The organism is Streptacidiphilus sp. EB129 (genome assembly GCF_041262645.1).
Lineage (GTDB): Bacteria > Actinomycetota > Actinomycetes > Streptomycetales > Streptomycetaceae > Streptacidiphilus.
Genome location: NZ_JBGCCS010000014.1, coordinates 44,813 through 67,886 on the forward strand (window position 1 = coordinate 44,813; position 23,074 = coordinate 67,886).

22 protein-coding genes and 2 tRNA genes are annotated in these 23,074 nt (G+C 72.2%); 9 read left to right on the forward strand and 15 right to left on the reverse strand.

Translation table 11 applies throughout. From position 1 onward, the window contains the following. Positions 1-28: 28 nt before the first annotated feature. The 3 genes from ABH925_RS18700 to ABH925_RS18710 all read left to right on the forward strand — a co-directional run bounded on the left by ABH925_RS18700 (position 29) and on the right by ABH925_RS18710 (position 2,544). On the forward strand, positions 29-322 hold the full coding sequence (locus tag ABH925_RS18700) for a Dabb family protein (RefSeq protein WP_370149308.1): 294 nt from the start codon (positions 29-31) through the stop codon (positions 320-322). A 146-nt stretch (positions 323-468) separates the two neighbouring features. Next, positions 469-1,368 (forward strand): RNA polymerase sigma factor SigF, encoded by a 900-nt coding sequence (locus tag ABH925_RS18705; RefSeq protein ID WP_370149309.1) that lies wholly within the window; start codon positions 469-471, stop codon positions 1,366-1,368. 357 nt (positions 1,369-1,725) lie between these two features. Continuing rightward, positions 1,726-2,544: an RNA polymerase sigma factor SigF gene (locus tag ABH925_RS18710; protein WP_370149527.1), complete on the forward strand. Its 819-nt coding sequence runs from the start codon at positions 1,726-1,728 to the stop codon at positions 2,542-2,544. A 116-nt stretch (positions 2,545-2,660) separates the two neighbouring features. Here the strand turns inward: ABH925_RS18710 and ABH925_RS18715 are convergent, their stop codons facing one another. Beyond that, a complete protein-coding gene (locus ABH925_RS18715) occupies positions 2,661-3,557 on the reverse strand; it encodes a tyrosine-protein phosphatase (protein ID WP_370149311.1) in 897 nt (298 codons plus the stop codon). A 140-nt stretch (positions 3,558-3,697) separates the two neighbouring features. Between ABH925_RS18715 and ABH925_RS18720 the strand changes: the two genes are divergently transcribed. Then, positions 3,698-4,744: a hypothetical protein gene (locus tag ABH925_RS18720; RefSeq protein ID WP_370149312.1), complete on the forward strand. Its 1,047-nt coding sequence runs from the start codon at positions 3,698-3,700 to the stop codon at positions 4,742-4,744. Between the two features lie 116 nt (positions 4,745-4,860). On the opposite strand, the gene ABH925_RS18725 is transcribed toward ABH925_RS18720, so the two are convergent. The 4 genes from ABH925_RS18725 to ABH925_RS18740 form a co-directional block, all read right to left on the reverse strand. Further along, positions 4,861-5,052 carry a hypothetical protein gene (locus ABH925_RS18725; protein ID WP_370149314.1) on the reverse strand — a complete coding sequence of 64 codons (192 nt, stop codon included), beginning with the start codon at positions 5,050-5,052 and terminating at the stop codon, positions 4,861-4,863. A gap of 116 nt (positions 5,053-5,168) precedes the next feature. Then, positions 5,169-6,431: an enolase C-terminal domain-like protein gene (locus ABH925_RS18730; protein ID WP_370149315.1), complete on the reverse strand. Its 1,263-nt coding sequence runs from the start codon at positions 6,429-6,431 to the stop codon at positions 5,169-5,171. Then, complete coding sequence (locus tag ABH925_RS18735) at positions 6,428-7,366, reverse strand: 5-dehydro-4-deoxyglucarate dehydratase (RefSeq protein ID WP_370149316.1); 939 nt, start codon at positions 7,364-7,366, stop codon at positions 6,428-6,430. Before ABH925_RS18735 ends, ABH925_RS18730 begins: the two co-directional genes overlap by 4 nt. A 183-nt stretch (positions 7,367-7,549) precedes the next feature. Further along, positions 7,550-8,428 (reverse strand): RNA polymerase sigma-70 factor, encoded by an 879-nt coding sequence (locus ABH925_RS18740; protein ID WP_370149318.1) that lies wholly within the window; start codon positions 8,426-8,428, stop codon positions 7,550-7,552. Positions 8,429-8,460: 32 nt separating this feature from the next. On the opposite strand from ABH925_RS18740, the gene ABH925_RS18745 reads away from it, so the two are divergent. Then, complete coding sequence (locus tag ABH925_RS18745) at positions 8,461-8,622, forward strand: hypothetical protein (RefSeq protein ID WP_370149320.1); 162 nt, start codon at positions 8,461-8,463, stop codon at positions 8,620-8,622. Here ABH925_RS18745 and ABH925_RS18750 read toward each other — a convergent pair. The 4 genes from ABH925_RS18750 to purS form a co-directional block, all read right to left on the reverse strand. Next, on the reverse strand, positions 8,606-9,181 hold the full coding sequence (locus ABH925_RS18750; protein WP_370149321.1) for a carboxymuconolactone decarboxylase family protein: 576 nt from the start codon (positions 9,179-9,181) through the stop codon (positions 8,606-8,608). The two genes, ABH925_RS18745 and ABH925_RS18750, sit on opposite strands and share 17 nt — an antisense overlap. Before the next feature lie 169 nt (positions 9,182-9,350). Then, positions 9,351-11,606 carry a phosphoribosylformylglycinamidine synthase subunit PurL gene (purL, locus tag ABH925_RS18755; RefSeq protein WP_370149322.1) on the reverse strand — a complete coding sequence of 752 codons (2,256 nt, stop codon included), beginning with the start codon at positions 11,604-11,606 and terminating at the stop codon, positions 9,351-9,353. After that, positions 11,606-12,283 (reverse strand): phosphoribosylformylglycinamidine synthase subunit PurQ, encoded by a 678-nt coding sequence (purQ, locus tag ABH925_RS18760; protein ID WP_370149324.1) that lies wholly within the window; start codon positions 12,281-12,283, stop codon positions 11,606-11,608. Before purQ ends, purL begins: the two co-directional genes overlap by 1 nt. Then, positions 12,280-12,549 carry a phosphoribosylformylglycinamidine synthase subunit PurS gene (purS, locus tag ABH925_RS18765; protein WP_370149325.1) on the reverse strand — a complete coding sequence of 90 codons (270 nt, stop codon included), beginning with the start codon at positions 12,547-12,549 and terminating at the stop codon, positions 12,280-12,282. The genes purQ and purS overlap by 4 nt, the downstream gene beginning before the upstream one ends. Before the next feature lie 465 nt (positions 12,550-13,014). Between purS and ABH925_RS18770 the strand changes: the two genes are divergently transcribed. The 3 genes from ABH925_RS18770 (at position 13,015) to ABH925_RS18780 (ending at position 13,800) form a co-directional block, all read left to right on the forward strand. After that, entirely contained in the window at positions 13,015-13,332 is a 318-nt protein-coding gene (locus ABH925_RS18770) for an Lsr2 family protein (protein ID WP_370149327.1), read from the forward strand. 207 nt (positions 13,333-13,539) lie between these two features. Beyond that, positions 13,540-13,611: transfer RNA gene (locus ABH925_RS18775), tRNA-Gly, on the forward strand. A 113-nt stretch (positions 13,612-13,724) separates the two neighbouring features. Further along, positions 13,725-13,800, forward strand: a tRNA-Gly gene (locus ABH925_RS18780). A gap of 120 nt (positions 13,801-13,920) precedes the next feature. Here ABH925_RS18780 and ABH925_RS18785 read toward each other — a convergent pair. The 4 genes from ABH925_RS18785 to purD all read right to left on the reverse strand — a co-directional run bounded on the left by ABH925_RS18785 (position 13,921) and on the right by purD (position 20,155). Beyond that, on the reverse strand, positions 13,921-14,841 hold the full coding sequence (locus tag ABH925_RS18785; RefSeq protein ID WP_370149328.1) for a phosphoribosylaminoimidazolesuccinocarboxamide synthase: 921 nt from the start codon (positions 14,839-14,841) through the stop codon (positions 13,921-13,923). Positions 14,842-14,904: 63 nt separating this feature from the next. Then, entirely contained in the window at positions 14,905-16,443 is a 1,539-nt protein-coding gene (locus tag ABH925_RS18790) for a N,N-dimethylformamidase beta subunit family domain-containing protein (RefSeq protein ID WP_370149330.1), read from the reverse strand. A 285-nt stretch (positions 16,444-16,728) separates the two neighbouring features. After that, complete coding sequence (locus ABH925_RS18795; RefSeq protein WP_370149332.1) at positions 16,729-18,504, reverse strand: hypothetical protein; 1,776 nt, start codon at positions 18,502-18,504, stop codon at positions 16,729-16,731. 409 nt (positions 18,505-18,913) lie between these two features. Then, the gene (gene purD / locus ABH925_RS18800; protein ID WP_370149334.1) at positions 18,914-20,155 is read right to left on the reverse strand and encodes a phosphoribosylamine--glycine ligase; all 1,242 of its coding nucleotides are present in this window, start codon (positions 20,153-20,155) and stop codon (positions 18,914-18,916) included. A 328-nt stretch (positions 20,156-20,483) separates the two neighbouring features. Between purD and ABH925_RS18805 the strand changes: the two genes are divergently transcribed. Further along, positions 20,484-21,278, forward strand: coding sequence for an SLATT domain-containing protein (locus ABH925_RS18805; RefSeq protein WP_370149336.1), 795 nt, complete (start codon positions 20,484-20,486; stop codon positions 21,276-21,278). A gap of 96 nt (positions 21,279-21,374) precedes the next feature. On the opposite strand, the gene ABH925_RS18810 is transcribed toward ABH925_RS18805, so the two are convergent. Then, positions 21,375-22,022 (reverse strand): hypothetical protein, encoded by a 648-nt coding sequence (locus ABH925_RS18810; RefSeq protein WP_370149339.1) that lies wholly within the window; start codon positions 22,020-22,022, stop codon positions 21,375-21,377. A gap of 81 nt (positions 22,023-22,103) precedes the next feature. Next, a complete protein-coding gene (locus tag ABH925_RS18815) occupies positions 22,104-22,967 on the reverse strand; it encodes a GntR family transcriptional regulator (RefSeq protein WP_370149340.1) in 864 nt (287 codons plus the stop codon). Between the last annotated feature and the right edge of the window lie 107 nt (positions 22,968-23,074).

Sequence of the window (23,074 nt, forward strand, 5' to 3'; positions counted from 1 at the left end):
GGCCGCACACCCTCCCGAGGAGCATCCGATGATCCGCCACCTGGTCCTGTTCAAGCTGAACGACGGCGTCACCAAGGACGACCCGCGTGTCGTCGCCGGCGCCGAGGCCTTCGACAAGCTCGGCAGCCTCATCCCCGAACTGCGCGAATGGCAGTGCGGCTGGAATGTGACCGACCGTGACATCGCCTACGACTACGCGATCAACAGCCTGGTCGACGACGCTGCGGCACTCCAGGCCTACCTGACCCACCCGGCGCACCAGGACGGGGTCTCCCAGTGGAAGACCTTCGCGACCTGGGTGATCGCCGACATCGAGGTCTGACGCAGGCTCTTCGGGGGTGAGTCCGCGCCGTGACAGGTCCGTACGGCGGCGCGGATTCACCCCCGCGTCAGCATGTCGTCAACACGCCTATATGTGGTGCTTGCCCGAATAGCATCCCTCTTGTGATGCTATGACCGGTTTGCCGGATGGCAGGCTGGGGCACGCGTTCCGCCTCTGGCTCTGCGGCTTGCGAGGGGTGGCGCGTCGTGCGGACACAGGGGAGCGCGAAGGACGAGGGCGACCTGCCCGCGCCCCCCGAGGCCGGGGAACCGGGCCTGGATGCGAGCCGGGTCGACATCCGTACGCTCACTCGCGTCCTCTTCGAACGCATGGCCGAGCTTGCCCCTGGCTCTCCCGAGCACGAGCGGGTCCGGGCCGCTCTGATCGAGGTCAACCTGCCGCTGGTGCGGTACGCCGCCGCGCGCTTCCGGGGCCGCAACGAGCCCATGGAGGACGTGGTCCAGGTCGGCACCATCGGCCTGATCAACGCCATCGACCGGTTCGACCCGAACCGGGGCGTGCAGTTCCCCACCTACGCCCTCCCCACCATCCTCGGCGAGATCAAGCGCTACTTCCGCGACAACGTCCGCACCATGCACGTCCCGCGTCGGCTGCAGGAGCTCTGGGTGCAGGTGAGCGGGGCCATGGAGGAGCTGACGGTCACCCACGGCCGGATGCCCAAGGTCCCCGAGATCGCCGCGAACCTCCGGATCCCTGAGGAGGACGTGCGGGCCTGCCTCGACGCCGGCCGGGCGTACAACGCCGCCTCGCTGGAGGCCACCCAGGAGCACGACGGCGGCCTCGCCCTGCTCGACCGGCTCGGCTACGAGGACTCCGCACTCACCCATGTGGAGCATCGCGACATGGTTCGTCATCTCCTCGTACAGCTGCCCGACCGTGAGCGGCAGATCGTCATGCTGCGCTTCTTCGGCAACCTGACGCAGTCCCAGATCAGTACCGAGCTGGGGATGTCGCAGATGCACGTATCCCGGCTGCTGGCACGGATCTTCGCACGTCTGCGCAGCAACAACGCCTGGGAGAACTAACCCCTGGCGCACCGTCAGCCCCACTGCGCAATCCAATGGTTACCTGCCCAAACCTCCCATTGCGTCACGTTACCGCCAGGTGACGTCTGGTCGTGTTGGGGTTTGCGGTGGGCGCTGTGCCGGTATCCCAGTGGAGGTACATCGAGTCGTCGCCAAGTCGACTCATCGGCAGCGGTGCAGTCCTGAGGGGGTAGCGTGTCCGTAGACGTAGAAGTGGGCAGCCCTGAGATTCACTCCGACGCGGCGGCCCTCCCGGCCCCTCGGGCGGCTGAACTGGTGCGGCCCGAACCCGACGCCGTCCTGCTCCCCCATCTCCAGCTCTCCCCGCTCACCGGGGATGCCGCAGACACCACAGATCTGTCGGACACCCCGCAGACTCCGGGTCCGGCGGAGACCGTGCCGGTCGAGCGGGACGGGCTCGACACCAGGACCCTCTCCCGCGCCCTCTTCCAGCGCTTCGCGACGCTGACCCCGGACTGCCGCGACTACGTCTACGTCCGGGACACCCTGATCGAGCTCAACCTGCCGCTGGTGCGCTACGCCGCCGCCCGCTTCCGAAGCCGCAACGAGCCGATGGAGGACATCATCCAGGTCGGCACGATCGGCCTGATCAAGGCGATCGACCGGTTCGACAGCGAGCGCGGAGTCGAGTTCCCGACCTTCGCGATGCCCACCATCATCGGCGAGATCAAGCGCTTCTTCCGCGACACCAGCTGGTCGGTCCGGGTTCCGCGCCGGCTGCAGGAACTGCGGCTGTCGCTCACCCGGGCCGGCGACGAGCTGGCCCAGAAGCTGGACCGCTCCCCCACCGTCGCGGAACTGGCCGTCTGCCTGGGCGTCAGCGAGGAGGACGTGGTCGAGGGCCTCGCCGTCGGCAACGCCTACACCGCCAGCTCGCTGGACACCGCCCCCACCGACGAGGACGGCGACGGCCCGCTCGCGGAGCGGCTCGGCTACGAGGACGCCGCGATGGAGGGCGTCGAGTACCGCGAGTCGCTCAAGCCGCTGCTGGCCCGGCTCCCGGCACGTGAGCGGCGGATCATCATGCTCCGCTTCTTCGGCAACATGACCCAGTCGCAGATCGGCGAGGAGATCGGCATCTCGCAGATGCACGTCTCCCGGCTGCTCACCCGCACCCTCGCCCAGTTGCGCGAAGGCCTGATCGCGGAGGGGTAGCGGCCCGGGCGGCGCCGCGGGGCGCCGCCCGGGCCCCGAGCCGGGCGGGATCCCGAGACGCCGACGCCCCAGGACACCGGCGGCTCAGAGCGCCGCCGACGCAGGGCACCAGCGGCTCAGGGCACCAGCAGGTTCGCCCGGAGTGCGGCGAGCGTGTCGGCGTCCAGGCCCAGGCCGTCGGCGAGGAATTCCTCGAAGCTCGGCCAGCCCTCGGCCACCGCGTCGAAGGCCGCGTCGAGGTAGCCCGACTCGGCGCGGATTATCGGCAGCATCAGCGACGGGTCCTGCATCACGCCCCGGGTGCCGAACGAGTCCAGCACGTGCTCGATCAGCGCCGCGGTGCGCTCGTTGGTGAGCAGGTAGTCCTCGTAGACGGTGGCCCGGTCCACCCCGAGCGCGGTGAGCACGATCGCGGCCGTCCAGCCGGTGCGGTCCTTGCCCGCCGTGCAGTGAAACAGCAGCGGCGTGCCGGCCGGATCGGCGAGCAGCCGCACGGTCTCCGCGAAGCGGCCCCGGATCACCTCGTCGGTGACGAACCAGCGGTACATCTCGGTCATGATCCGCACCCCGCCGCCGTCGCCCAGCAGGGCCTGCTGCGCCTCCGCGTCCTGGCTGGCGAGGACGTCGCGCAGGGCGACGTAGATGTCATGGTCCGGCGAGTACACCGGCAGGTGCACCAGACGGACCGGGCCCTCGGCGGCGGTCGCCGGGGCGTCGGTGAGCTCGACCCGGTCGCAGTCGGCGGCCGAGAGGCCGGGCAGCCGGTCGCTGCCGTTCTCCTCGACCTCGTTCAGCCCGCGCAGGTCGACGACCTGGCGGACCCCGAGTTCGACCAGGACGTCGAGGTCGGCATCGGTGAGGCGGTGCAGGGCGTCGCTGCGCAGCGCGACGCCGGCCCGCACGGTGCGGCCGTCGGCGGTGCGGTACCCACCGAGGTCGCGGGCGTTGACGGCGGCGCGGAGCCCGAGGCTTCGGGCGATGCCCTGGGGCTGGGTGGTCTGCTGCTTGGTCACGTCGGCTCTCCCTGCGCGGTGTCGCTCCGCGCGTGTGTTCGGGCGGTGCTCGGCCAGTCTAGGCAAGCGGGACGATGATGCCCTTCCCATCTGATGACCCATCAGTAAACTGGCTGGGTCTAGCGCGCTGGGGGTGGGTCATGGGGCCAGGCGGACTACGGGCGGCGAGGGGCACTGCGCTGGCGGTGCTGGTCGCCCTGGCTGCGGCCGCGTGTGGCGCGGCTCACAGCGGCGGCTATGTCGCCGTGGGTACCGGGACGGCGCCGAGCGCGGGGGGCACGGTGGTGCCGGGGCAGGTGGTCCTGGTGCCGCTGGACCCGACGACCACGCCGGGCGGCGCTGCGGCCGGGACCGCCGGCCCGTCGACCGCGGCGGCAGCCGCGGCGCACGGCGCGGGCGCCGCAGCGCCGGGCGTGGGCGGCTCACCGACCGCCCCAGGTACCGTCGGCGCAGCCACGGGCAGCACCGGCGGCACGACGGGCGTACCGGTCAGCGCGGGCGGCACCTCGTCCACAGGCGGCACCGCCGGCGGCGCGGGCACCGCCGGCAGCACCGGCTCGGGCGGCAGCACCGGCTCGGGCGGCAGCACCGGCGGTGGGAGCGGCACAAGCGGTACCTCAGGCACGGGCGGCACAGGCGCCTCTGGCACGGGCGGGAGCGGCTCCGGCGGCTCCTCGGGCTCCGGCGGGGCGTCCGGCATCGGCGGGGGGACGTCCGGCGGTGGTGGGGCGTCCGGTGGTGGGGCGTCCGGTGGTGGGGCGTCCGGCGGTGGTGGGGCGTCCGGCGGTGGTGGGGCGTCCGGCGGTGGTGGGGCGTCCGGCGGTGGGGCGTCCGGTGGTGGGGCGTCCGGCGGCGCCGGCACCGGCGGCCCTCCGGCGACCCCCGCCGCGCTCAGCGCCTCGGCTCCGAGCACCGCCGGTACCGCGCAGCGCTGGTGTCAGAACGTCACTCTCACGCTCACCAACAGTGGCGGCCAGGCCGCCACCTCGGGCACCGCCACCTTCGCCACCCATGTCATCGGCGCCCTCGGCGTCGACTGGTGGACCTACAGCACCTCGCAGCCGCTGCGCGCGCCGGTCCCGGGGCACTCCTCGGTCAGCGAGACCTGGACGGTCTGCCTGGACGACTGGCGCGTCCCCCTCGGCATGCACCTGGAGACCCGCGCCGCGACGGTCACCACCGGCTGAGACGCGCGCGCTGCCGACCGTGCACGGAAAGTGCACGGTCGGCAGCGCGCGCGTTCGGCGGAGCCAGGCGGCCCGGCCGGTACAGGCCCGGCCGGTGGAGGAGCAGCGGCGTCCTGCTACTTCACCGCGAGGTAGACCACCGCGGCGACGACCACGAGGGCGATGATCACGCCGATGGTGATCATGCCGGTGCGGCTGCCCTCGGAGACGGCGGTGGCGGGCTTGGGCTGGGGCTCGTCGACGAAGGCACGGAACATCTGGGTGCTCGCGGACGGGTCCTCGACGGGGGGGTTCTGGTAGTCGGCCATGGCAAGGGACTCTAGCCAATTCCGATGAACTGCGGTCACCCGGTGTGTCGCATTCCGGTATCAGGCACGGTGATTCGCCCCACCCGTCGCCCCCGGCCGTCACCACCCGTGACCGCTCACCAGCCGGGAGTGTGCGGCGTGTAGCCGGGGTGGAGACGCTGCATGTACGCGGTGTCGTCACGGTGCCGCTGCCCGCAGCCGAGGTAGAGCTCGTGCAGCCGGGCCAGCCCGTCCGGGTCGAGTTCCACACCCAGCCCCGGCCCGCGTGGAACCGGCACCGCGCCGTCGACGAAGCGCAGCGCGCCCGGCAGGACCACGTCCTCGTCCGGCCGCTTCCACGGCCAGTGCGTGTCGCAGGCGTAGCTGAGGTGCCGGGTCGCCGCGCCGAGCTGGACCATCGCGGCGAGGCTGATCCCGAGATGGCTGTTGGAGTGCATCGACAGCCCGACGTCGAAGCTCTCGCAGAGGGTCGACAGGTGCTGCGAGAGCCGCAGCCCGCCCCAGTAGTGGTGGTCCGACAGCAGTACCCCGACCGCCTGCTGCCGCAGTCCGGGCGCCAGGTGCTCGGGGGCGACCACGCACATGTTGGTGGCCAGCGGCATCGGCGCCTGCCGGGCCACCTCGGCCATGCCCTCGATGCCCGCAGTCGGGTCCTCCAGGTACTCCAGGACGCCGTCGAGCTCCGCGGCCACCTTCAACGCGGTGGGGACGGTCCAGGCGGCGTTCGGGTCCAGCCGCAGCGGCAGTTCGGGGAAGGCGGCACGCAGTGCCCGGATCGCCGCGATCTCCTCTTCGGGCGGGAACACCCCGCCCTTGAGCTTGACGGCCCCGAAGCCGTAGCGGTCGATCATGCGGGCGGCCTGGCGGACGATGGCGTCCGGGTCGAGCGCCTCGCCCCACTCGTCCGCCTCGGCGCCCGGATGCGCGGCCCACTTGTAGAACAGGTACGCCGAGAACGGCACGCTGTCCCGGACCGCGCCGCCGAGCAGGTCGGCCACCGGACGGCCGACGGCCTTGCCCTGGGCGTCCAGGCAGGCGACCTCGAAGGCGGAGAAGACCGACAGCACGGTCTTGGAGCTGGAGAAGCCGCCGGTCAGGCCGTGGGCGTCGGCGAAGGCACCGCCGCGCAGGGCGCGGGCCACCGCCTCCTGGATCAGCCCGAGGTGGAACACGTCAAGCCCGGTGACCGCTTCGGCGGCGGTCGCCAGCAGCGCCAGGAAGGCGTCGTCGCCGTAGGACTCGCCGAGGCCGACGATGCCGTCCTCGCAGTGCAGCTGGATGATGCTGCGCAGCGCGTAGGGCTCGTGCACGCCGACCGCGTTGAGCAGCGCCGGGTCGTGGAACGCGACCGGGGTGACCGTGATCTGACGGATCCTCATCGAGCGGCCCGCCCGGCGAGCACGGCGCGGCCCGCGGCGATGATCCGGGCGAGTTCCCGGACGTGCTCCTCGGTCGGCTCGACCAGCGGCGGGCGGACCGGGCCGACGGCGAGCCCTTCCAGCCGCGCCGCCGCCTTGACCAGCGACACGGCGTACCCGGGGACGGCGTCACGGAGTTCCGCCAGTGGCAGCAGGAACGCCGCCAGCAGCTGGTCCACCAGCGCGTCGTCACCCTCGTCGAGGGCTCGGGCGAAGGCGTGGGCGAGGTCGGGGGCGAAGGCGTGGACGGCGGAGGAGTAACTGCCGACGCCGATGGCCCGGTAGGCGCGGGCGGTGAGCTCGGCGGTGGGCAGGCCGTTGAGGAAGGCGAACCCGGCCGCGCGCGGATGCCCGCTGGTGCGGACCGTGGCCACGATGCGCTGCATCTGCTCGATGTCGCCCAGCCCGTCCTTGAGCCCGACGACCTGGGGCAGGTCCAGCAGGGCCAGCGCGGTCGCGGGGCTCAGCCGGGCGTTGGCGCGCTGGTAGACGATCACCGGCAGCGGGCTGTCCGCGACCACGTAGGCGATGTGCCGAAGGATCCCCTCCGGGGTGGAGCTGACCAGGTACGGGGGCAGCAGCAGCACGCCGTCGGCACCGCAGTCGACGGCGTCGGCCAGGCACTCGCGGGCAGCGGCCGGGCCACCGCCCACGCCCGCGAACACCGGGACCCGGCCGGCCACCGTCTTCACCGCGGCGGTCACGACCTCGCGGTACTCATCGCGGCCGAGAGCGCTGAACTCGCCGGTGCCGCAGGCGACGAAAACCGCACTGGTCCCCGCCGCGACCTGCTGTTCGACATGGGCGACGAGGACATCGGCGGCGACCGTGTCGTCCTCGGCGAAGGGGGTCAACGGGAAGGAGAGCGGCGGGGTGAGTACGGCGTGGAGGTCCATCGGATTCCTCGGCAATCCATCTGTTCACGGATGTGATCGAGGTTCATCATAATGAATCAACCGAGGGCGCGGGAAGCCCGGGCGGCGTGGCCTGCACCACCCGGGCTTGGGATTCCCCCGATCGGACCCGCCGGACCAGGTCAGATCGGCTCAGGTGTCAGATCGGGTCAGGTTCAGATCGGGTCAGGGCGCCGAGACGTGGCGGAGCTTGTCGGGGTTGCGGACCAGGCGGATGCCGACGATCGCGCTCTCGTCCAGTTCCACCACCACGACGTTGTCGGCGGCTCCGGCCGAGGTGAACAGCAGTCCCGGCTGGCCGTTCACGTCCACGTGGTGAACGGCCATGTCCGGCAGCGGAGTCGACAGCACGCCGAGGATCCAGCGGGCCGCCTTGTCCGCGCCGACGATCGGCCGCAGTGCCGCACGGACCTTGCCGCCGCCGTCCGACCACACGGTGACGTCCGGTGCGAGCATCTCCATCATCCGGTTCAGGTCGCCGCCGACGCAGGCGGCCAGGAACTCGTCGGTGACCTGGCGCCGTACCTCGGGCGCCGCCTCGTAGCGCGGGCGTCGCGCCTGGACCTGCTTCTTCGCGCGGCTGCCGACCTGACGGACCGACACCTCACTGCGGTCCACCATCCCGGCGATCTCGGCATAGGCGAAGCCGAAGACCTCCTTGAGGACGAACACCGCGCGCTCCAGCGGCGACAGCGACTCCAGCACGACCAGCATGGCCAGCGAGATCGCCTCCGCCTGCTCGACCGAACCGGTCACGTCCGGAGCGGTCACCAACGGCTCCGGCAGCCACGGCCCGACATACGCCTCGCGCTGCACCGAGGCCGACCTGAGCCGGTTGAGCGAGAGATTGGTGACCGTCCGGGCCAGATACGCGCGCGGGTCGACGATGTCGGCGCGGTCGTCCCTGCTCCAGGCGAGCCAGGCGTCCTGCACGATGTCCTCGGCGTCGGCGGCGCTGCCCAGCAGACGGTAGGCGATGCCGAAGAGGACCGAACGGTGCTGCTGGAACCGGGCCAGGGCGGTGTCGGAAGCGTCAGGACTCACGTCCGCCGATCGTAGTCCAGGCCCCCGGCGCCGTGACCAGCCGACCGGTGCAGCGGTTCAGCAGCGCCCAGAAGCTGATGCCGGTCGGCCTCGGTCAGTGGTCGGACGGCCACAGCAGCGACTACCAGCACCTGGAGGAGGTCCTCAGCCCGCTGGTGGACGCCGTCAACGCCCGGCTCATGGCCGGGTCGTGAGCGGCCTGGGGGCGGGGACCTCACAGCGGTCCTTGAAGCCCTGCCCCACCAGCCCGAAGGCGCTGTTCACCCGGGAGCGGAGGTTCTCCACCGCGATCATCGTGGTGAGTTCGACGAAGGCCGCCTCGCCGAGGTCCCCGATCAGGCACTCGGCCATCTCGTCGGTGACCGTCGGCACGGTCTCGGTCATGGCCTCGGCGTACTCCATCACCAGCCGTTCCAGGTCGGTGTAGACGCCCCGCGCGGTACGCCAGTTGGGGACGTTGCGCAGCTTCTCCGGGTCGATGCCGCGCTCGTGGCTCTCCCAGTAGCCGAAGTCCATGCACCAGGAGCAGCCGATCATGGCTGCCGAGGCCATCACGGCGAGGGCCTTCAGCCCCGGGTCGAGCTTGTTCCACTTGGCGAGCCGCAGCTCGAACCGGGTGGTGGCCATCAGCACCGCGCTGTTGTGCGCGTACGCCTTGCCCGGGTCGAGCACCGTGCCGTAGGTGCGCCTGGAGTACCACTCGCCGATGCGGTAGAGCACGGTCCTGGGCGGGGTGAGCGAGATGCGAGCCATGGCTGGTGCCTCCTCTGTGCGGGCCTTCACGATGCGGGCCGTCGCAAGAGGAGACAGAACAGCGCGCGCCGATGTGACATCCGACCCCGGGAACGCCGACGCCCCCGGGACCGGGAGGTCGCCGGGGGCGGCAGTGGTACAGCCGGGTGGGCAGCGCGCCCGGGCGCGGTCAGCCGAGCAGGGCCTCGATGACGCCGGTGTGGGCGTCGCGCAGCTCCGCCAGGGACAGCGTGAACTGGCCCTGGACCTCGATGGAGTCGCCGTCCACCACGCCGATGCGGGTGGCCGGGAGACCCCGGACGCCGCACATCTCGGTGAAGCGCAGCTCCTCGCTGCGCGGCACGGACACGATCGCGCGGCCGGCCGACTCGCTGAACAGGAACACGAACGGGTCCAGCCCGTCCGGCACGACAAGTCGTGCGCCCTGGCCACCGCGCAGGCAGCTCTCGGTCACGGCCTGGATCAGGCCGCCGTCGGAGAGGTCGTGCGCCGCGTCGATCATGCCGTCGCGGGAGCCGGAGATCAGGATCTCGGCGAGCAGCCGCTCCCGCTCCAGGTCCAGCTTCGGCGGCAGTCCGCCGAGGTGGTCGTGCGCGACCTGGGACCAGGCCGAGCCGCCCAGCTCGTCCGCCGTGTCGCCGAGGAGGTAGACCAGCTGGCCCTCCTCCGCGAACGCGATCGGCGTACGCCGGTTGACGTCGTCGATCACGCCGAGCACGGCGACCACCGGGGTCGGGTGGATCGCGACGTCGCCGGTCTGGTTGTAGAGCGAGACGTTGCCGCCGGTCACCGGGGTGCCCAGTATCAGGCAGGCGTCCGCGAGGCCACGGGTGGCCTCGGCGAACTGCCACATCACGTCCGGGTCCTCGGGAGAGCCGAAGTTGAGGCAGTCCGAGATCGCCAGCGGCTTGGCGCCGGTCGCGGCGACGTTCCGGTACGCCTCCGCCAGGGCCAGCTGCGCGCCGGCGTACGGGTCGAGCTTGGCGTAGCGGCCGTTGCCGTCGGTGGCGATGGCCACGCCGAGGTCGGTGTCCTCGTCGATGCGCACCATGCCGGAGTCCTCGGGCGTGGAGAGCACCGTGTTGCCGAGCACGTAGCGGTCGTACTGGCTGGTGATCCAGGACTTGTCGGCCTGGTTCGGCGAGCCGACCAGCTGCAGCACGGCGGCACGCAGCTCCTCGCCGCTCGCCGGGCGCTTCAGTCGCTCCGCCGTCGGCGCGTCGGCCTGCAGCGCGTCCTGCCAGGACGGGCGGGCGAAGGGCCGCTGGTAGGTCGGGCCGTCGTGGGCGACGCTGCGCGGCGGCACGTCCACGATCTGCTCGCCGTGCCAGAAGATCTCCAGCCGCTCGCCGTCGGTCACCTCACCGATCACGGTGGCGATGACGTCCCACTTCTCGCAGATCTCCAGGAAGCGGTCGACCTTGCCCGGCTCGACGATGGCACACATGCGCTCCTGCGACTCGCTCATGAGGATTTCCTCGGGCGAGAGGGTCGCGTCGCGCAGCGGGACGGTGTCCAGCTCGATGTGCATACCGCCGGAACCGGCCGAGGCCAGCTCGCTGGTGGCGCAGGAGAGACCGGCGCCGCCGAGGTCCTGGATGCCCAGGACCAGCTTCTCCTTGAAGATCTCCAGGGTGCACTCGATGAGCAGCTTCTCCTGGAACGGGTCGCCGACCTGGACGGCGGGCCGCTTGGCCGGGCCGCTGGCGTCGAAGGTCTCCGAGGCCAGCACGGAGACGCCGCCGATGCCGTCGCCCCCGGTGCGGGCACCGTAGAGGATGACCTTGTTCCCGGCTCCGGACGCCTGCGCGAGGTGGATGTCCTCGTGCTTCATCACGCCCACGCACAGCGCGTTGACCAGCGGGTTGCCCTGGTAGCAGGAGTCGAAGACGACCTCGCCGCCGATGTTGGGCAGGCCCAGGCAGTTGCCGTAGCCGCCGATGCCGGCCACGATCCCGGGCAGCACCCGGCGGGTGTCCGGGTGGTCCGGCGCGCCGAAGCGCAGCGGGTCCATCACCGCGACCGGGCGGGCGCCCATCGCCAGGATGTCGCGCACGATGCCGCCGATGCCGGTGGCCGCGCCCTGATAGGGCTCGATGTAGGACGGGTGGTTGTGCGACTCGATCTTGAAGGTGACCGCGTAGCCCTGGCCGACGTCGACCACACCCGCGTTCTCGCCGATCCCGACCAGCAGGGCATCGGTTTCGGGCTTCTTGTCACCGAACTGCTTGAGGTGCACCTTGCTCGACTTGTACGAGCAGTGCTCCGACCACATCACCGAGTACATGGCCAGCTCGGCCCCGGTGGGGCGGCGGCCCAGGATCTCGCGGATCCGGGCGTACTCGTCCGCCTTCAGGCCCAGTTCGACCCAGGGCTGCTCGGCGTCCGGGGTCCCGGTCGCGTGCTTGACAGTGTCGAGAGTCATCAGGCGTTCACCAGCTGCTTGAGGATCGAGGCGAAGAATCCGAGCCCCTCGGTGCCGGGCCCGGTCAGCGGCTCGACCGCGTGCTCGGGGTGCGGCATCAGGCCGACGACGTTCCCGGCGGCGTTGCTGATCCCGGCGATGTCGCGGTACGAGCCGTTCGGGTTGACGTCCAGGTAGCGGGCGACGACGCGGCCCTCCGCCTCCAGGGCGTCCAGGGTGTGCTCGTCGGCGACGAAGCGGCCCTCACCGTTCTTCAACGGAACGGTGATCTCCTGGCCCTGCTCGTAGGCGTTGGTCCAGGCGGTGCCGGCGTTCTCGATCCGCAGCTTCTGGTCGCGGCAGACGAAGTGCAGGCTGTCGTTGCGGGTCAGCGCGCCGGGCAGCAGGTGCGACTCGCAGAGCACCTGGAAGCCGTTGCAGATCCCGAGGACCGGCATCCCGCCCCTGGCCTGCTCGATGACGGTGTCCATCACCGGCGAGAAGCGGGAGATCGCTCCGCAGCGCAGGTAGTCGCCGTACGAGAATCCGCCCGGCAGCACCACCGCGTCGACCTGGTGCAGGTCCTTGTCGCGGTGCCACAGGGCGACCGGCTCGGCGCCGGCCAGGCGCACGGCCCGCTGCGCGTCGCGGTCGTCGAGCGAGCCGGGGAAGGTGACGACGCCGATGCGTACGCTCACGCTGCATCACCGGAGGACTGCGGCTCCTCCACCCTCACGGTGAAGTCCTCGATGACGGTGTTGGCAAGGAAGGTCTCAGCGGCTTCGCGGATCCGGGCGAGGGCGGCGTCGTCGACCGGCCCCTCCAGCTCCAACTCGAAGCGCTTGCCCTGGCGGACGTCCGCGATCCCGGCGAAGCCCAGACGCGGCAGCGCTCGCTGCACCGCCTGGCCCTGGGGGTCGAGGATCTCGGGCTTGAGCATGACGTCGACCACGACGCGTGCCACGGGTACTCCCGGTGATGTCTGGTGCGGGGAGTTCCCACCCTACCGGGGGAACGGGGGACTCCTGGATGGTCCTCCAGTGCGACGCGCGTAGATACGGCCCAACGTGCGGAGGTTCACACAAATGGCCATCAGCGGGCCGAAGGGATATCCACCCCTGCACCGGGGCAGAAATTGCCTCATTCGACCCATTCCGGCGTGCAATACCAGTCCCGGAGCCCCGCCGTCCACCGGTTTCGGTCCGGTATCGCAGAGGTCTCGAACCGACACGGAAAATCGATCCCAAAAACTTGCCTCTTCGATTTTTCGCCGTTGTGGAGGCAGAATGGCAGTCATCGGACGCAGTCTCCTGACCGCGCTCGACGCACAGCGGGGTCCACGACATCGTGGGCACCAAAAACCGTACCTCCGACCTGCGGGTTTTTGCTCCGGCCAGGCCAGCGGCAAAACCCGAGAGGATTGGCACCCATGGCTCAGCGCGTAGTGGTAACTCTCTCTGACGACATCGACGGCGGGACGGCGGAGGAAACCGTTCAGTTCGCCATTGACGGGAAGTCGTACGAGATCGACCTGTCTGCCCGAAACGCCGAAAAGCTGCGAGCCGCGCTGGCGCCGTATGTCGCGGCCGGCCGGAAGCAGGGGCGTGGCGGCAAGGCGCTGCGCCGCACCGAGGTCGCTCCGGACCCGGCGGCGGTCCGCGCCTGGGCGCAGTCGCGCGGCATCGACCTGCCGGCGCGCGGGCGGCTGCCGAAGCACGTCTACGAGAAGTTCGCCGAGGCGAGCTGAGCGGTGACGGGCCGGTCCGGGACGGGTGGACCCGACCTGGACCGGACCCGGGGCGGCCCCAGTTCGGATGGGGTGAAACGGACTTATACGACCTAAGTCTCAAACCGCCCATGCTCGTGGATCACCACCGGATCCATGGGCTACTGTTCTCTTCAGCGGAACACGCCGGAGACGGAAGCCGAAAGGCCAGGTCAACGGGGTGAGCTCGCAGGTGTAGCTCAGTAGTAGAGCGCTCCCCTTCCAGGGGAGAGGCGCAGTGTGCAATCCCTGTCACCTGCTCAACTCGACGCTCCAGCCGGGTGGCGCAAGCCGCCCCAAGGATCAGGTAGAGTAGTGCTCGCCGGAACGGACCGGAGGCCGAGAGGCCAAAGGAACACCACGGTGAACACCATGCGGACGTGGCTCAGTTGGTAGAGCATCACCTTGCCAAGGTGAGGGTCGCGGGTTCGAATCCCGTCGTCCGCTCCAGAAGTACCGAAGGGCGCACTCATCGAGTGCGCCCTTCGGCGTTGTCCGGCCCTGCCGTCCGGCCGCGTTGTCCGGCCCTGCCGGGCAGGCTGTGACGACACAGCCTGCCCCGGGACGGGATCAGCTCCAGGCCTGACCGGTGATGCGCTCGTAGGCCTCGACGTACTTGGCCCGGGTCGCCGCCAGCACCTGCTCGGTCAGCGGCGGCGGGGGCTCCTCGGAGGCGGGGTCCCAGCCGGACTCCGGGCTGCTCAGCCAGTTCCGGATGAACTGCTTGTCGAAGGAGCTCTGGGCCTGGCCGGGCTTCCACTCGTCGGCCGGCCAGAACCGCGAGGAGTCGGGGGTCAGCACCTCGTCGGCGATCACCAGCTGCGGATGCTCGCCCTCGCCGGCGGGGCCGGCCAGCCCGAACTCGAACTTGGTGTCGGCCAGGATGATCCCCCGCTCCCGGGCGATGTCCCGGGCCCGCCCGTACACCGCGAGCGTGGTCTGCCGCAGCTGGGCCGCGGTCTCCGCACCGACCCGGCGGGCGACCTCCTCGTAGGGGACGTTCTCGTCGTGCTCGCCGACCTCGGCCTTCAGGGCCGGGGTGAAGATCGGCGCGGGCAGCTCGGAGCCGTCGACCAGGCCTTCCGGCAGGGCGATCCCGCAGACGGTGCGGTGCTGCACGTACTCCTTGAGGCCGGAGCCGGTGAGGTAGCCGCGCGCCACGCACTCGACCGGCAGCATCTCCAGGGAGCGGCAGACCATCGTGCGCCCGGCCCAGTCCGCGGGCGCCCCCTCGGGGACGTCGGTGGAGATCACGTGGTTGGGCACCAGGTCGCTGAGGCGGTCGAACCACCACATCGACAGCTGGGTGAGGATGCGGCCCTTGTCGGGGATATCGCTGGGCAGCACCCAGTCGAAGGCAGAGGTCCGGTCGCTGGCGACCATCACCAGCTCGCCGGCGTCGTTGCGATAGAGGTCGCGAACCTTGCCGGTGTGCAGATGGATCAGACCGGGCACCTGCGCCGGCTCTGGCTTCTCGACGAATCCGCTCAAGGTGTGTCCCTCATGAGGTGTCCTGGGGTGGGGGTGGCCAGCCGAGTCTTTCACAGCGCCTGTTCAGTGGACCTTGCAGATACGGTCCAGCAGATTCGCGGTGGCGCGCTGGATCCGCTCGTCCGTGTGACCCGGCCGGTCCAATGCCGGGGACCAGGCGAAGGTGCCGCTGGCGAAGACGTACGCCCCGCCCGGCGCCCGGTACAGGGAGGTCTCCTGGTAACGCTGGGCGCCCCTCACGTCCCGGTACGGGGAGTGCGCGAGCAGGGTCCACTCGGTGTGCGCCGGCAGTGCCACGCGCGGGAAGTAGCGGTCCGACTCCCCCACCACCAGGCGGGGGACCTGGTCGCCGTCGTGCAGACCGGTGCCCTCCCAGAGCCAGTGCCGGGTGTTGCCGACCACCATCGGGAACGGTTCGGGGACCCGCCCCGCGTACTGAATGCACATCAGATGCTGTTCCGGGGCCCCGAGATCGCGCCAGAGCACGGAGGCCGGGGCACCACCCGAACCGCCCGGGGCGCCGTCGCCGGGACGCCGGCGCTTGCGGCAGGTCAGCAGCCGGTCCGGCTCACCGGTCACCCCCGGATCCAGCTCCACCTGCCAGTACATGGTGTTGGCGCTGAGGAAGACCAGCGAGGTGCCGCTGTCGCGGGCCTGCTCCACGGCCTGGCGCATCGGCGCCGACCAGTACTCGTCGTGGCCGGGGAACACCAGCCCCCGGTAGCGGGTCGGGTCGACCCGGCCCGCGTGCAGGTCGGTGGCGTTGGCGTAGGCGAGGTCGTAGCCGTAGCGCTCGGCCCAGCGGATGAAGTCGTAGGCGTGGCCGATGTGCAGCGGCAGGCCCGCGCCGGCGTAGGGCCGGTCGAAGGAGACCGTGGTCGCGGCCTCCTCCTCGCCCAGCAGCTCGCCCTTCTCGTTCCAGGCGTGGTAGAGGCTGGCTCCGGTACGGCCGTCCTCCGGGTAGAGGTTGTAGGCCTGCCAGGTGACGTCGGGAAGCAGCAGCAGCAGGTCGGCGGCCTTGTCCGCGCGGACGGTGAAGGGGATGTGGCTGCGGTGCCGGTTGTCCGCGGTGGTGAGCACCGCGACATAGGCGCCGGGACTCCAGTGCGCCGGGATCTGCAACCGCCAGGACAGCCACCAGTGGTGGCAGGAAACGGTGCGGCCGGCGACCAGCGGGGCCGGCTGGACCAGCCCGGAGACCCGGGGGCTCGCGGCGACATGCCACGCTCCGGCGCCGCCGTAGTGGCCGATCCGGTAGACGTCGACGGTGAACTCCTGCGGGGGGCTGACGCTGACCCGCAGGTCCAGCGCGCCGCCGAGGTCCACCGCCCCTGCGGCGAAGCCCTTGATCTGCCCGCCGACGTCGTCCGAGGTACGGGGCCGGCCGAGGGCGGGACGCTGGTCGTCGTCCAGCGGCTGGCGGGCGCGCGGGAGCCGGCCCTGCGCCTGACCGAGGTCGACGTACCAGGGCACCATCAGGCCGGTGTCGTCCAGGTACTGGTCGGCGCCGCGCAGCCAGGGCAGGGGGCCCTGGCCGAAGGGATCTGTCGCGCCGTGCGCGAGTGCCCCCGACTCCCAGCGGCGACTCTGCTCCCCGCTCACGCTCCCCTCCCTGACGTCGCTTCGGTGGTGCCGGCGCCGGCGGGTCCGGGTGTCCACCTGTGCCGACGGGCGTCGGCGGGTGTGCCGTGTGGTGCGGCGTGCTGTGCTGCCCAGTGCTGCCGTGCCGTGTGCTGCCTGCTGTGCCGGCTGGAGCTGCCGATGCCTCGGGTGACGGAGCGTCACCCGTGAGTCGTCGGCTGCGCACCGATGGTGACTGACCGTCACTGGCTGCGGTCGACTGCTCACCACGCGTGCCGTCATCGTACGTGCTGCCGACCGGAAGCGTCAGGGCAGGCGCACGGTCTTCTGCACCCTGACGCCGATCTCGTCAAGCCAGGCCCGCAGCGGGCCGTCGTCCCCGTGGTCGACGGCGAGGGCCACCGGAACGGCGAGGTCGCCCCTGCGGACGCCGTCGACCAGCAGCACCGGGCCGTCCAGCCAGTCCAGCCCGGGGCGGGCCGCACCGGCGTCGATCGCCGCACAGCACACCAGCGCGGCCAGGTGTTCGCCGAGCAGGTCGCGCCCGGTCCGGGGCGGCTGCAACTGCAGGGCGGGCTGCGGGAGTTCACCGAGCGAGGCACGGAGCCGCCGGGCCGTCAGCGCGGAGGCCAGCTCGTCCGCCGCACCGGGGCCACGACGCAACCGGTCGAGCAGCCGGGCGATGGCCCGGTCGCCGGGCACCCCGGAATCCGGCTCCGCCCCGGGGTGGGCGTAGGCGGGTGCGTAGCTGTCGGTACGGGCGTAGGTGTCGATGCGGGGGTCCGCTTCCGCACCGGAACCCGGGTCGAGCAGGGCGGTCAGGTCGGCCGCCTGCGAGCGCCAGATGCCCTCCACCACCGCCGTGGGGTAGTCGGCCCAGTCCACCGGGGACCAGGCCCGGTCGGCGGCGGGATCGCCGCCGCCGTGGAACAGACGGGCGGCCAGCAACGACACCGCCGCGTCCACGGTGCCGGGTTCCTCCAGCAGGTCGCAGGCGGGCCGCTCACCGAGACGGGTCTCGAAGGCGTCGGCGAGCCGGTCCCGGCGGGACAGCTCGGTCAGCGCGGAGACCACACCGGCGTCCAGCCGGGCGGGCCAGCGGCCTATCCGCCAGGCCGGCAGTGCGACCCGGCTGAGCAGCCGGTCCCAGCCCGCGTACGCCAGGCCGACCTGCTCCTGGGCGGCGATCCGCAGCCCGTAGTCGACCTGACGGGCCTGCTCGGAGGCCCAGCCGGCGACGGCACGCTCCATCTCGGCGGCGTGACCGCGGCAGCGGCGCAGCAGCACCGCGGCGATCCGGCCGAACAGCGCCAGACCGGGCCGCTGCCAGGCGGGGGCGCCGTGACGGTCGGCGGCGAGCCCCAGGGTAGCGTCCAGGCCCCGGACGTAGCGACGGGCGGCGGCGATGTCCGGATCGGCGGAGCAGGCCGTCCCGGCGACGACCGGGGCGAGCAGCGCGCGGAGTTCGGCCACCCGCATCCACCACAGGAACGGGGAACCCACCACCAGGGTCGGCGCGGGGACCGGGGCACGGTCCCGGCCCAGTGCGTCGGCCGGCTCGGTCTCCGCCCCGGCGCCGCCCGCGACCGCGGACTCGGCGCGGGCCGCTCCCCCTGCGCCCGGCGCCGCAGCGGCCCGGCGCGCGGTTCCGGCGGCGGAGCGGGCCGGGGGGTCCTCCAGCCAGCTGTCGCAGTCGGGGGTGAGCGCGATCCGGGCCGGCGCGGGCACGTCCATCCGCTCGGCGAGGTCGCGGACCATCCGGTACAGCTCCGGCGCCGCCGTCTCCTCGATCGGGACGGCGGGAGTCTGCGGCGGGGTGACCCGGGCCAGCACCAGCGCCAGCACCCCGGCGAGCAGCAGGACGAGCACGCCGACCGTGCCCACGGCCCAGCGGGCGACGTCCCAGCCGAGGGCGTCCGCGGCACCGGCGGCGCCCAGCCGGCCGGTGATGCCGCCCGCGATCAGCACGGCGGCGATCGCGGCCGGCAGCGTGGCCACGGCGGCCGCCCGGCCACGGGTACGCAGTACGGCCTGGGCACGGGCCCGTGCCGCTCGGTCTCCAGCCATCTTCGGTCCGGTCATGTTCGGTCACCCCCTGCCGCCGACTCGACGAAACCCGGTTCGCCTCTGTCTGAGAGGACGCTCGACCCGGGTGCGGTGTTCCTGGAACGGTCCGGAACCACTCGGATCAGTGATTCCCTCTGGACCGCAGCTTCCCCCCTCAGCGCATGCGGTACCTGCCGCGGCCGCCCGATGAGCGGCCGCCGCTCATGCGGTCCTGGGCACCATAAGGCCGTCGGCGGCCGAACGTCAGCCGGATGAGGTTCCCGTCACCCGGAAGGGTTGGATGGTTGGGGCGGATCGCCCCCGGGGCGGGTGAGGCGGAATCGCCCCGGCGGGTTGAGCCTCGCGGGTGGCGCCCGCCCGGGGTGGGGTCAGACGCCGGCGGCGAGGTCGCGCTCCGGCAGCCAGGTCGGACGCCGGGGTGGGGTCAGACGCCGGCGGCGATGTCGCTGCGGTGGTGCGAGCCGCGCAGCGCGATGTGCCCGGCGGCGGCGTAGGCACGGCTGCGGGCCTGCGCCACGTCCTTACCGGTGCCGGTCACCGAGAGGACCCGGCCGCCCGCGCTGAGCACGGTGCCGTCCTCGGCCAGCCGGGTGCCCGCGTGCAGCACGAAGGTGCTGCCGTCGGCGGCCTCGGCCTCGGCCAGGCCGGTGATCGGGTCGCCGCTGCGCGGTGACTCCGGGTAGCCCTCGGCCGCGATGACCACGGTCACCGCCGCGCCCTCGCTCCAGCGCAGGGCCGGGAAGTCCGCGAGCCTGCCGGTCGCGGCGGCGTGCAGCAGGCCGGTGAGCGGCGTCTTCAGCCGGGCCAGCACCACCTGGGTCTCCGGGTCGCCGAACCGTGCGTTGAACTCGATCACGCGCACCCCGCGCGTGGTCAGCGCCAGCCCCGCGTACAGCAGGCCGGAGAACGGCGTGCCACGGCGGCGCAGCTCGTCGACGGTGGGCTGCAGGACGGTCTCCATGACCTCGTCCACCAGCGCCGGGTCGGCCCAGGGCAGCGGGGAGTACGCGCCCATGCCACCGGTGTTGGGGCCCTCGTCGTTGTCGTAGGCGCGCTTGAAGTCCTGCGCGGGCTGCAGCGGGACCACGGTGGTGCCGTCGGTGACGGCGAACAGCGAGACCTCGGGGCCGTCCAGGAACTCCTCGATGACCACCCGGTCGCAGGCGGCGGCGTGGGCCAGCGCGGCCTTCAGGTCGGAGGTGACCACGACGCCCTTGCCGGCCGCGAGGCCGTCGTCCTTGACCACGTAGGGCGCGCCGAAGGCGTCCAGCGCCTCGGCCGCCTCGGCCGGGGTGGTGCAGAGGTAGGAGCGCGCCGTCGGCACGTTGGCGGCGGCCATGACGTCCTTGGCGAAGGCCTTGGAGCCCTCCAGCAGCGCGGCCTCGCCGCTCGGCCCGAAGACCGGGATGCCGCGCTCGCGGAGCGGGTCGGCCACCCCGGCGACCAGCGGGGCCTCGGGACCGATCACCACGAAGTCGGCCCCCAGCGCCACCGCCAGCTCGGTGACGGCCGCGCCGTCCAGCGGGTCGACCGGGTGGAGCCGGGCGACCTGGGCGATGCCGGCGTTGCCGGGCGCGCAGTGCAGGGCGGTGACATCGGGGTCGAGCGAGAGCGCGCGGCACAGGGCGTGTTCGCGGGCACCGCCGCCGATAACAAGGACGTTCACAGGGCTGAGCCTAGTGCCTGGGCGTGAGCGGCTGAGCTGCGGGCTCGCGCGGGTCAGGTACGCTCCCCCGAACCACCCACCCGTAAGGGTGAGCGTGCGGGCCACGGGTTCCGGTGCCCCGTCAGGGAGTTTGGGCACTCCCCGACGTCCGAATCCCAGCGGAACGGCCCCAAGGTCAGCCATTTGGCGGTAAGAAGTGGTGCGAAGTGGTGCGTGGAAGCCACCGGCACCCGGCCGGTGCGGACCGGGAAGGGCTGAGGGCGATGCGTTTGTCAGTGGCTCCTGGGACGATCGGGCCCGATGGGCCGAAGGACAGGGAGTTCCCACGGTGAGCCAGCCCGAGATGCAGCCCGAAGAGAGTTCCTGGGGAATGGACCCCGGGGCCGAGGAGCAGTCGACCGTGGCCGCGTCGGCCGCGCAGCCGGCCCAACCCGTCCGGCGCGGGGGTGATCTGAGCACGCGCCAGTTCCCGCTCGGCGACTGGGGCGAGCCCGCGGAGCGCCTGGAGGAGCTGTACCGCTGGTCCGAGGAGCGGGCGGTGGAGGCGATCGACTGGTACCAGCGCGACCGGCGCTGGAAGCGCCGTGGCGCGCGGGTGCTGCGCTACCTGGCGTCGCTGCTCGGCGTCGGCGGCGCGGTACTGCCACTGCTCGGCCTGACCGGGGTCTGGCATGCCGGCTCCGCGTGGGGTTATGTGCTGCTGCTGCTGGCCGGCTCCTGTCTGGGCGCGGACCGGGTCTTCGGGCTGACCAGCGGCTGGATGCGGGACGTCAGTACCGGTCAGGCGCTGCAGCGGCGGCTTGAGGCGTTCCAGTTCGACTGGGCCTCGGAGTGCGTGCGCGAGGTGCTCGGCCCGACCGAGGGGACCGCGAGCGAGGCCGCGGAGCGCTGCCTGGGCGTGCTGCGCCGGTTCTGCGAGGACGTGTCGGACATGGTCCGCACCGAGACCTCGGAGTGGATGCTGGAGTTCCGCGCCTCGATGACCCAGCTGCCCACCCAGGTGTCCGGCGTCTGGGGCGGGCGCAGCGAGGGTTCCGGGGCGCAGGTCAGGGTCCTGCCGCCGCTGGGGGGCGGCCGCCCCACCATGCCGCGGCAGCGCCCCCCGGAGTCCCCGCTCCGCTGAGTACCGGACCCGGCGGTGCGGGGTTGCGTCGCCGCCCGCACCGCCGGGGCCGGAGGGTGTCGGGCCCCGGGGGCCGGGACCTCGGGCCCCGGGGGGTCAGGCGAAGACGACCATGGAGCCCTGGCCCAGGGCGCGGACCGCGGCGGCGTGCAGGCCGGTCCAGGCGTGGCGCTCGCGGGCGAAGGGGCCGTTGTGGTCCGGCGGCGGGTGGGCCGGTCCCTCCAGCGTGGTGGGGGCGACCGGGCGGACCGGGATCGGCGGCAGCTGGTGGTCGATGCCGATCCACGGCGCCACCGCCTGCAGCTCGCGCAGCAGCCCGTGCAGCGACCCCAGCGGGCCGCCGGCCGCCAGCAGGGCGTCGTCCACGATGGGGTGCGCGAAGTCGATCGGGACGTACGCCCCGGCGTGGTCGAAGTGCCAGACCAGGTGCGACTGCTCGGCCGCGTCCTCGAACATCTCCAGCAGTTGCTCGTAGTCGCCGCCGAGCTCGTCCACCGGGGTCACGTCGAGCCCGGTGAGCTGGAGCAGGTAGGCGCGCCGCAGGAAGTGCAGCGACTCGTAGTCGAAGGCGGCGACGGGTTCGACGTCGCCGCTCAGGCCCGGCATGTACCGGAAGACCGGCACCTCCGGCAGGCCGTGGGCCTGGAGCGAGGTGTTGTACGTCTCAAGGTCCTCCGAGAAGGGGTTCTCGGGGCTGTGCACGAGTACGTCGACGAGCGGGACTAGCCAGATGTCACAGGCCACGGGCACTCCTGGATGCTGCTTCGGGATCGCTGCTTCTGCTGCTGGGAGCTCGCTGCACGATAACGCGCGCACCGGCTGTGGTCAGCAGGTTTCGCTCTGTTCACGCCGGACGGGGGCCTCACCCGGGACCGGGACCCCGCGCTGGACCGGGCCCGGCTCCCGCTCCGCGGGGCAGGCTTCCCGTTCCGCCGGGCCCGCTTCGCGCTGCACGGGCACCTGGGGCGGGTCGAGGCTGCCGAACAGGGTGCCGCTCGCGTCCTCGCCGCAGAGCCGGGCCATCTGCCGCAGCGACTCGCGGTTGTAGTCGAGGATCATGCCGTGCACGGCCCGCTGGTCCCGGTCGGCCATTCCCTGCACCAGCTCCAGGTGGCCGGACCAGCAGTACGCGGCGACGTCGGGGCGGCCGCGCAGATGCGGCGCCGCGAAGATCCAGTACTGCACCCGGAGCCAGTCCAGGTAGTCGGTGAGCTTGCGGTTGGCCACGAAGCCGGCCAGTTCACCCCAGAACCTGCGGTCGCAGCCCACCAGCACGTCCAGCTGGCCGGCGCGGGCCGCCCGTGCGGCGGCCTCGGCCCGGCGCCGCAGCGAGGGCAGCCGGTCCCAGTCGATCCGCTCCAGCCGTCCCTCCATGCTGCGGAACATGCTGTCGGCGACCATGGTGCGCGCCTCGACGATGTCCAGGAAGTCGGCCCAGGACAGCAGCGGGACGGTGAAGCCGCGGTTGTGCTCCATCCAGAGCAGGTCCTGCGCGGTGAGGTTGACCAGGGCCTCGCGGACCGGGGTCGCCGACACGCCGTAGAGCTCGGCGATCTCCTTGACCGTGAAGTGCGTCCCGGCCGGGAGCCGGCCGGCCATCATCTCGTCCCGGAGCGCGTGCGCGACCTGCTCGCGCAGGCTGCTGCGCTGGACCTTGAGGCGGAGCGGGCTCTGGGCGTCGGACGACACGGCGGGGCCCTCTCTCCTCGGGTGGGTGTAAACGGCGGGTGTGCGGTGCGGCCCCGACGACAACCCAAGGGTACGGCCCCGGATCCAGCTGGGATGGTGGATTTCCG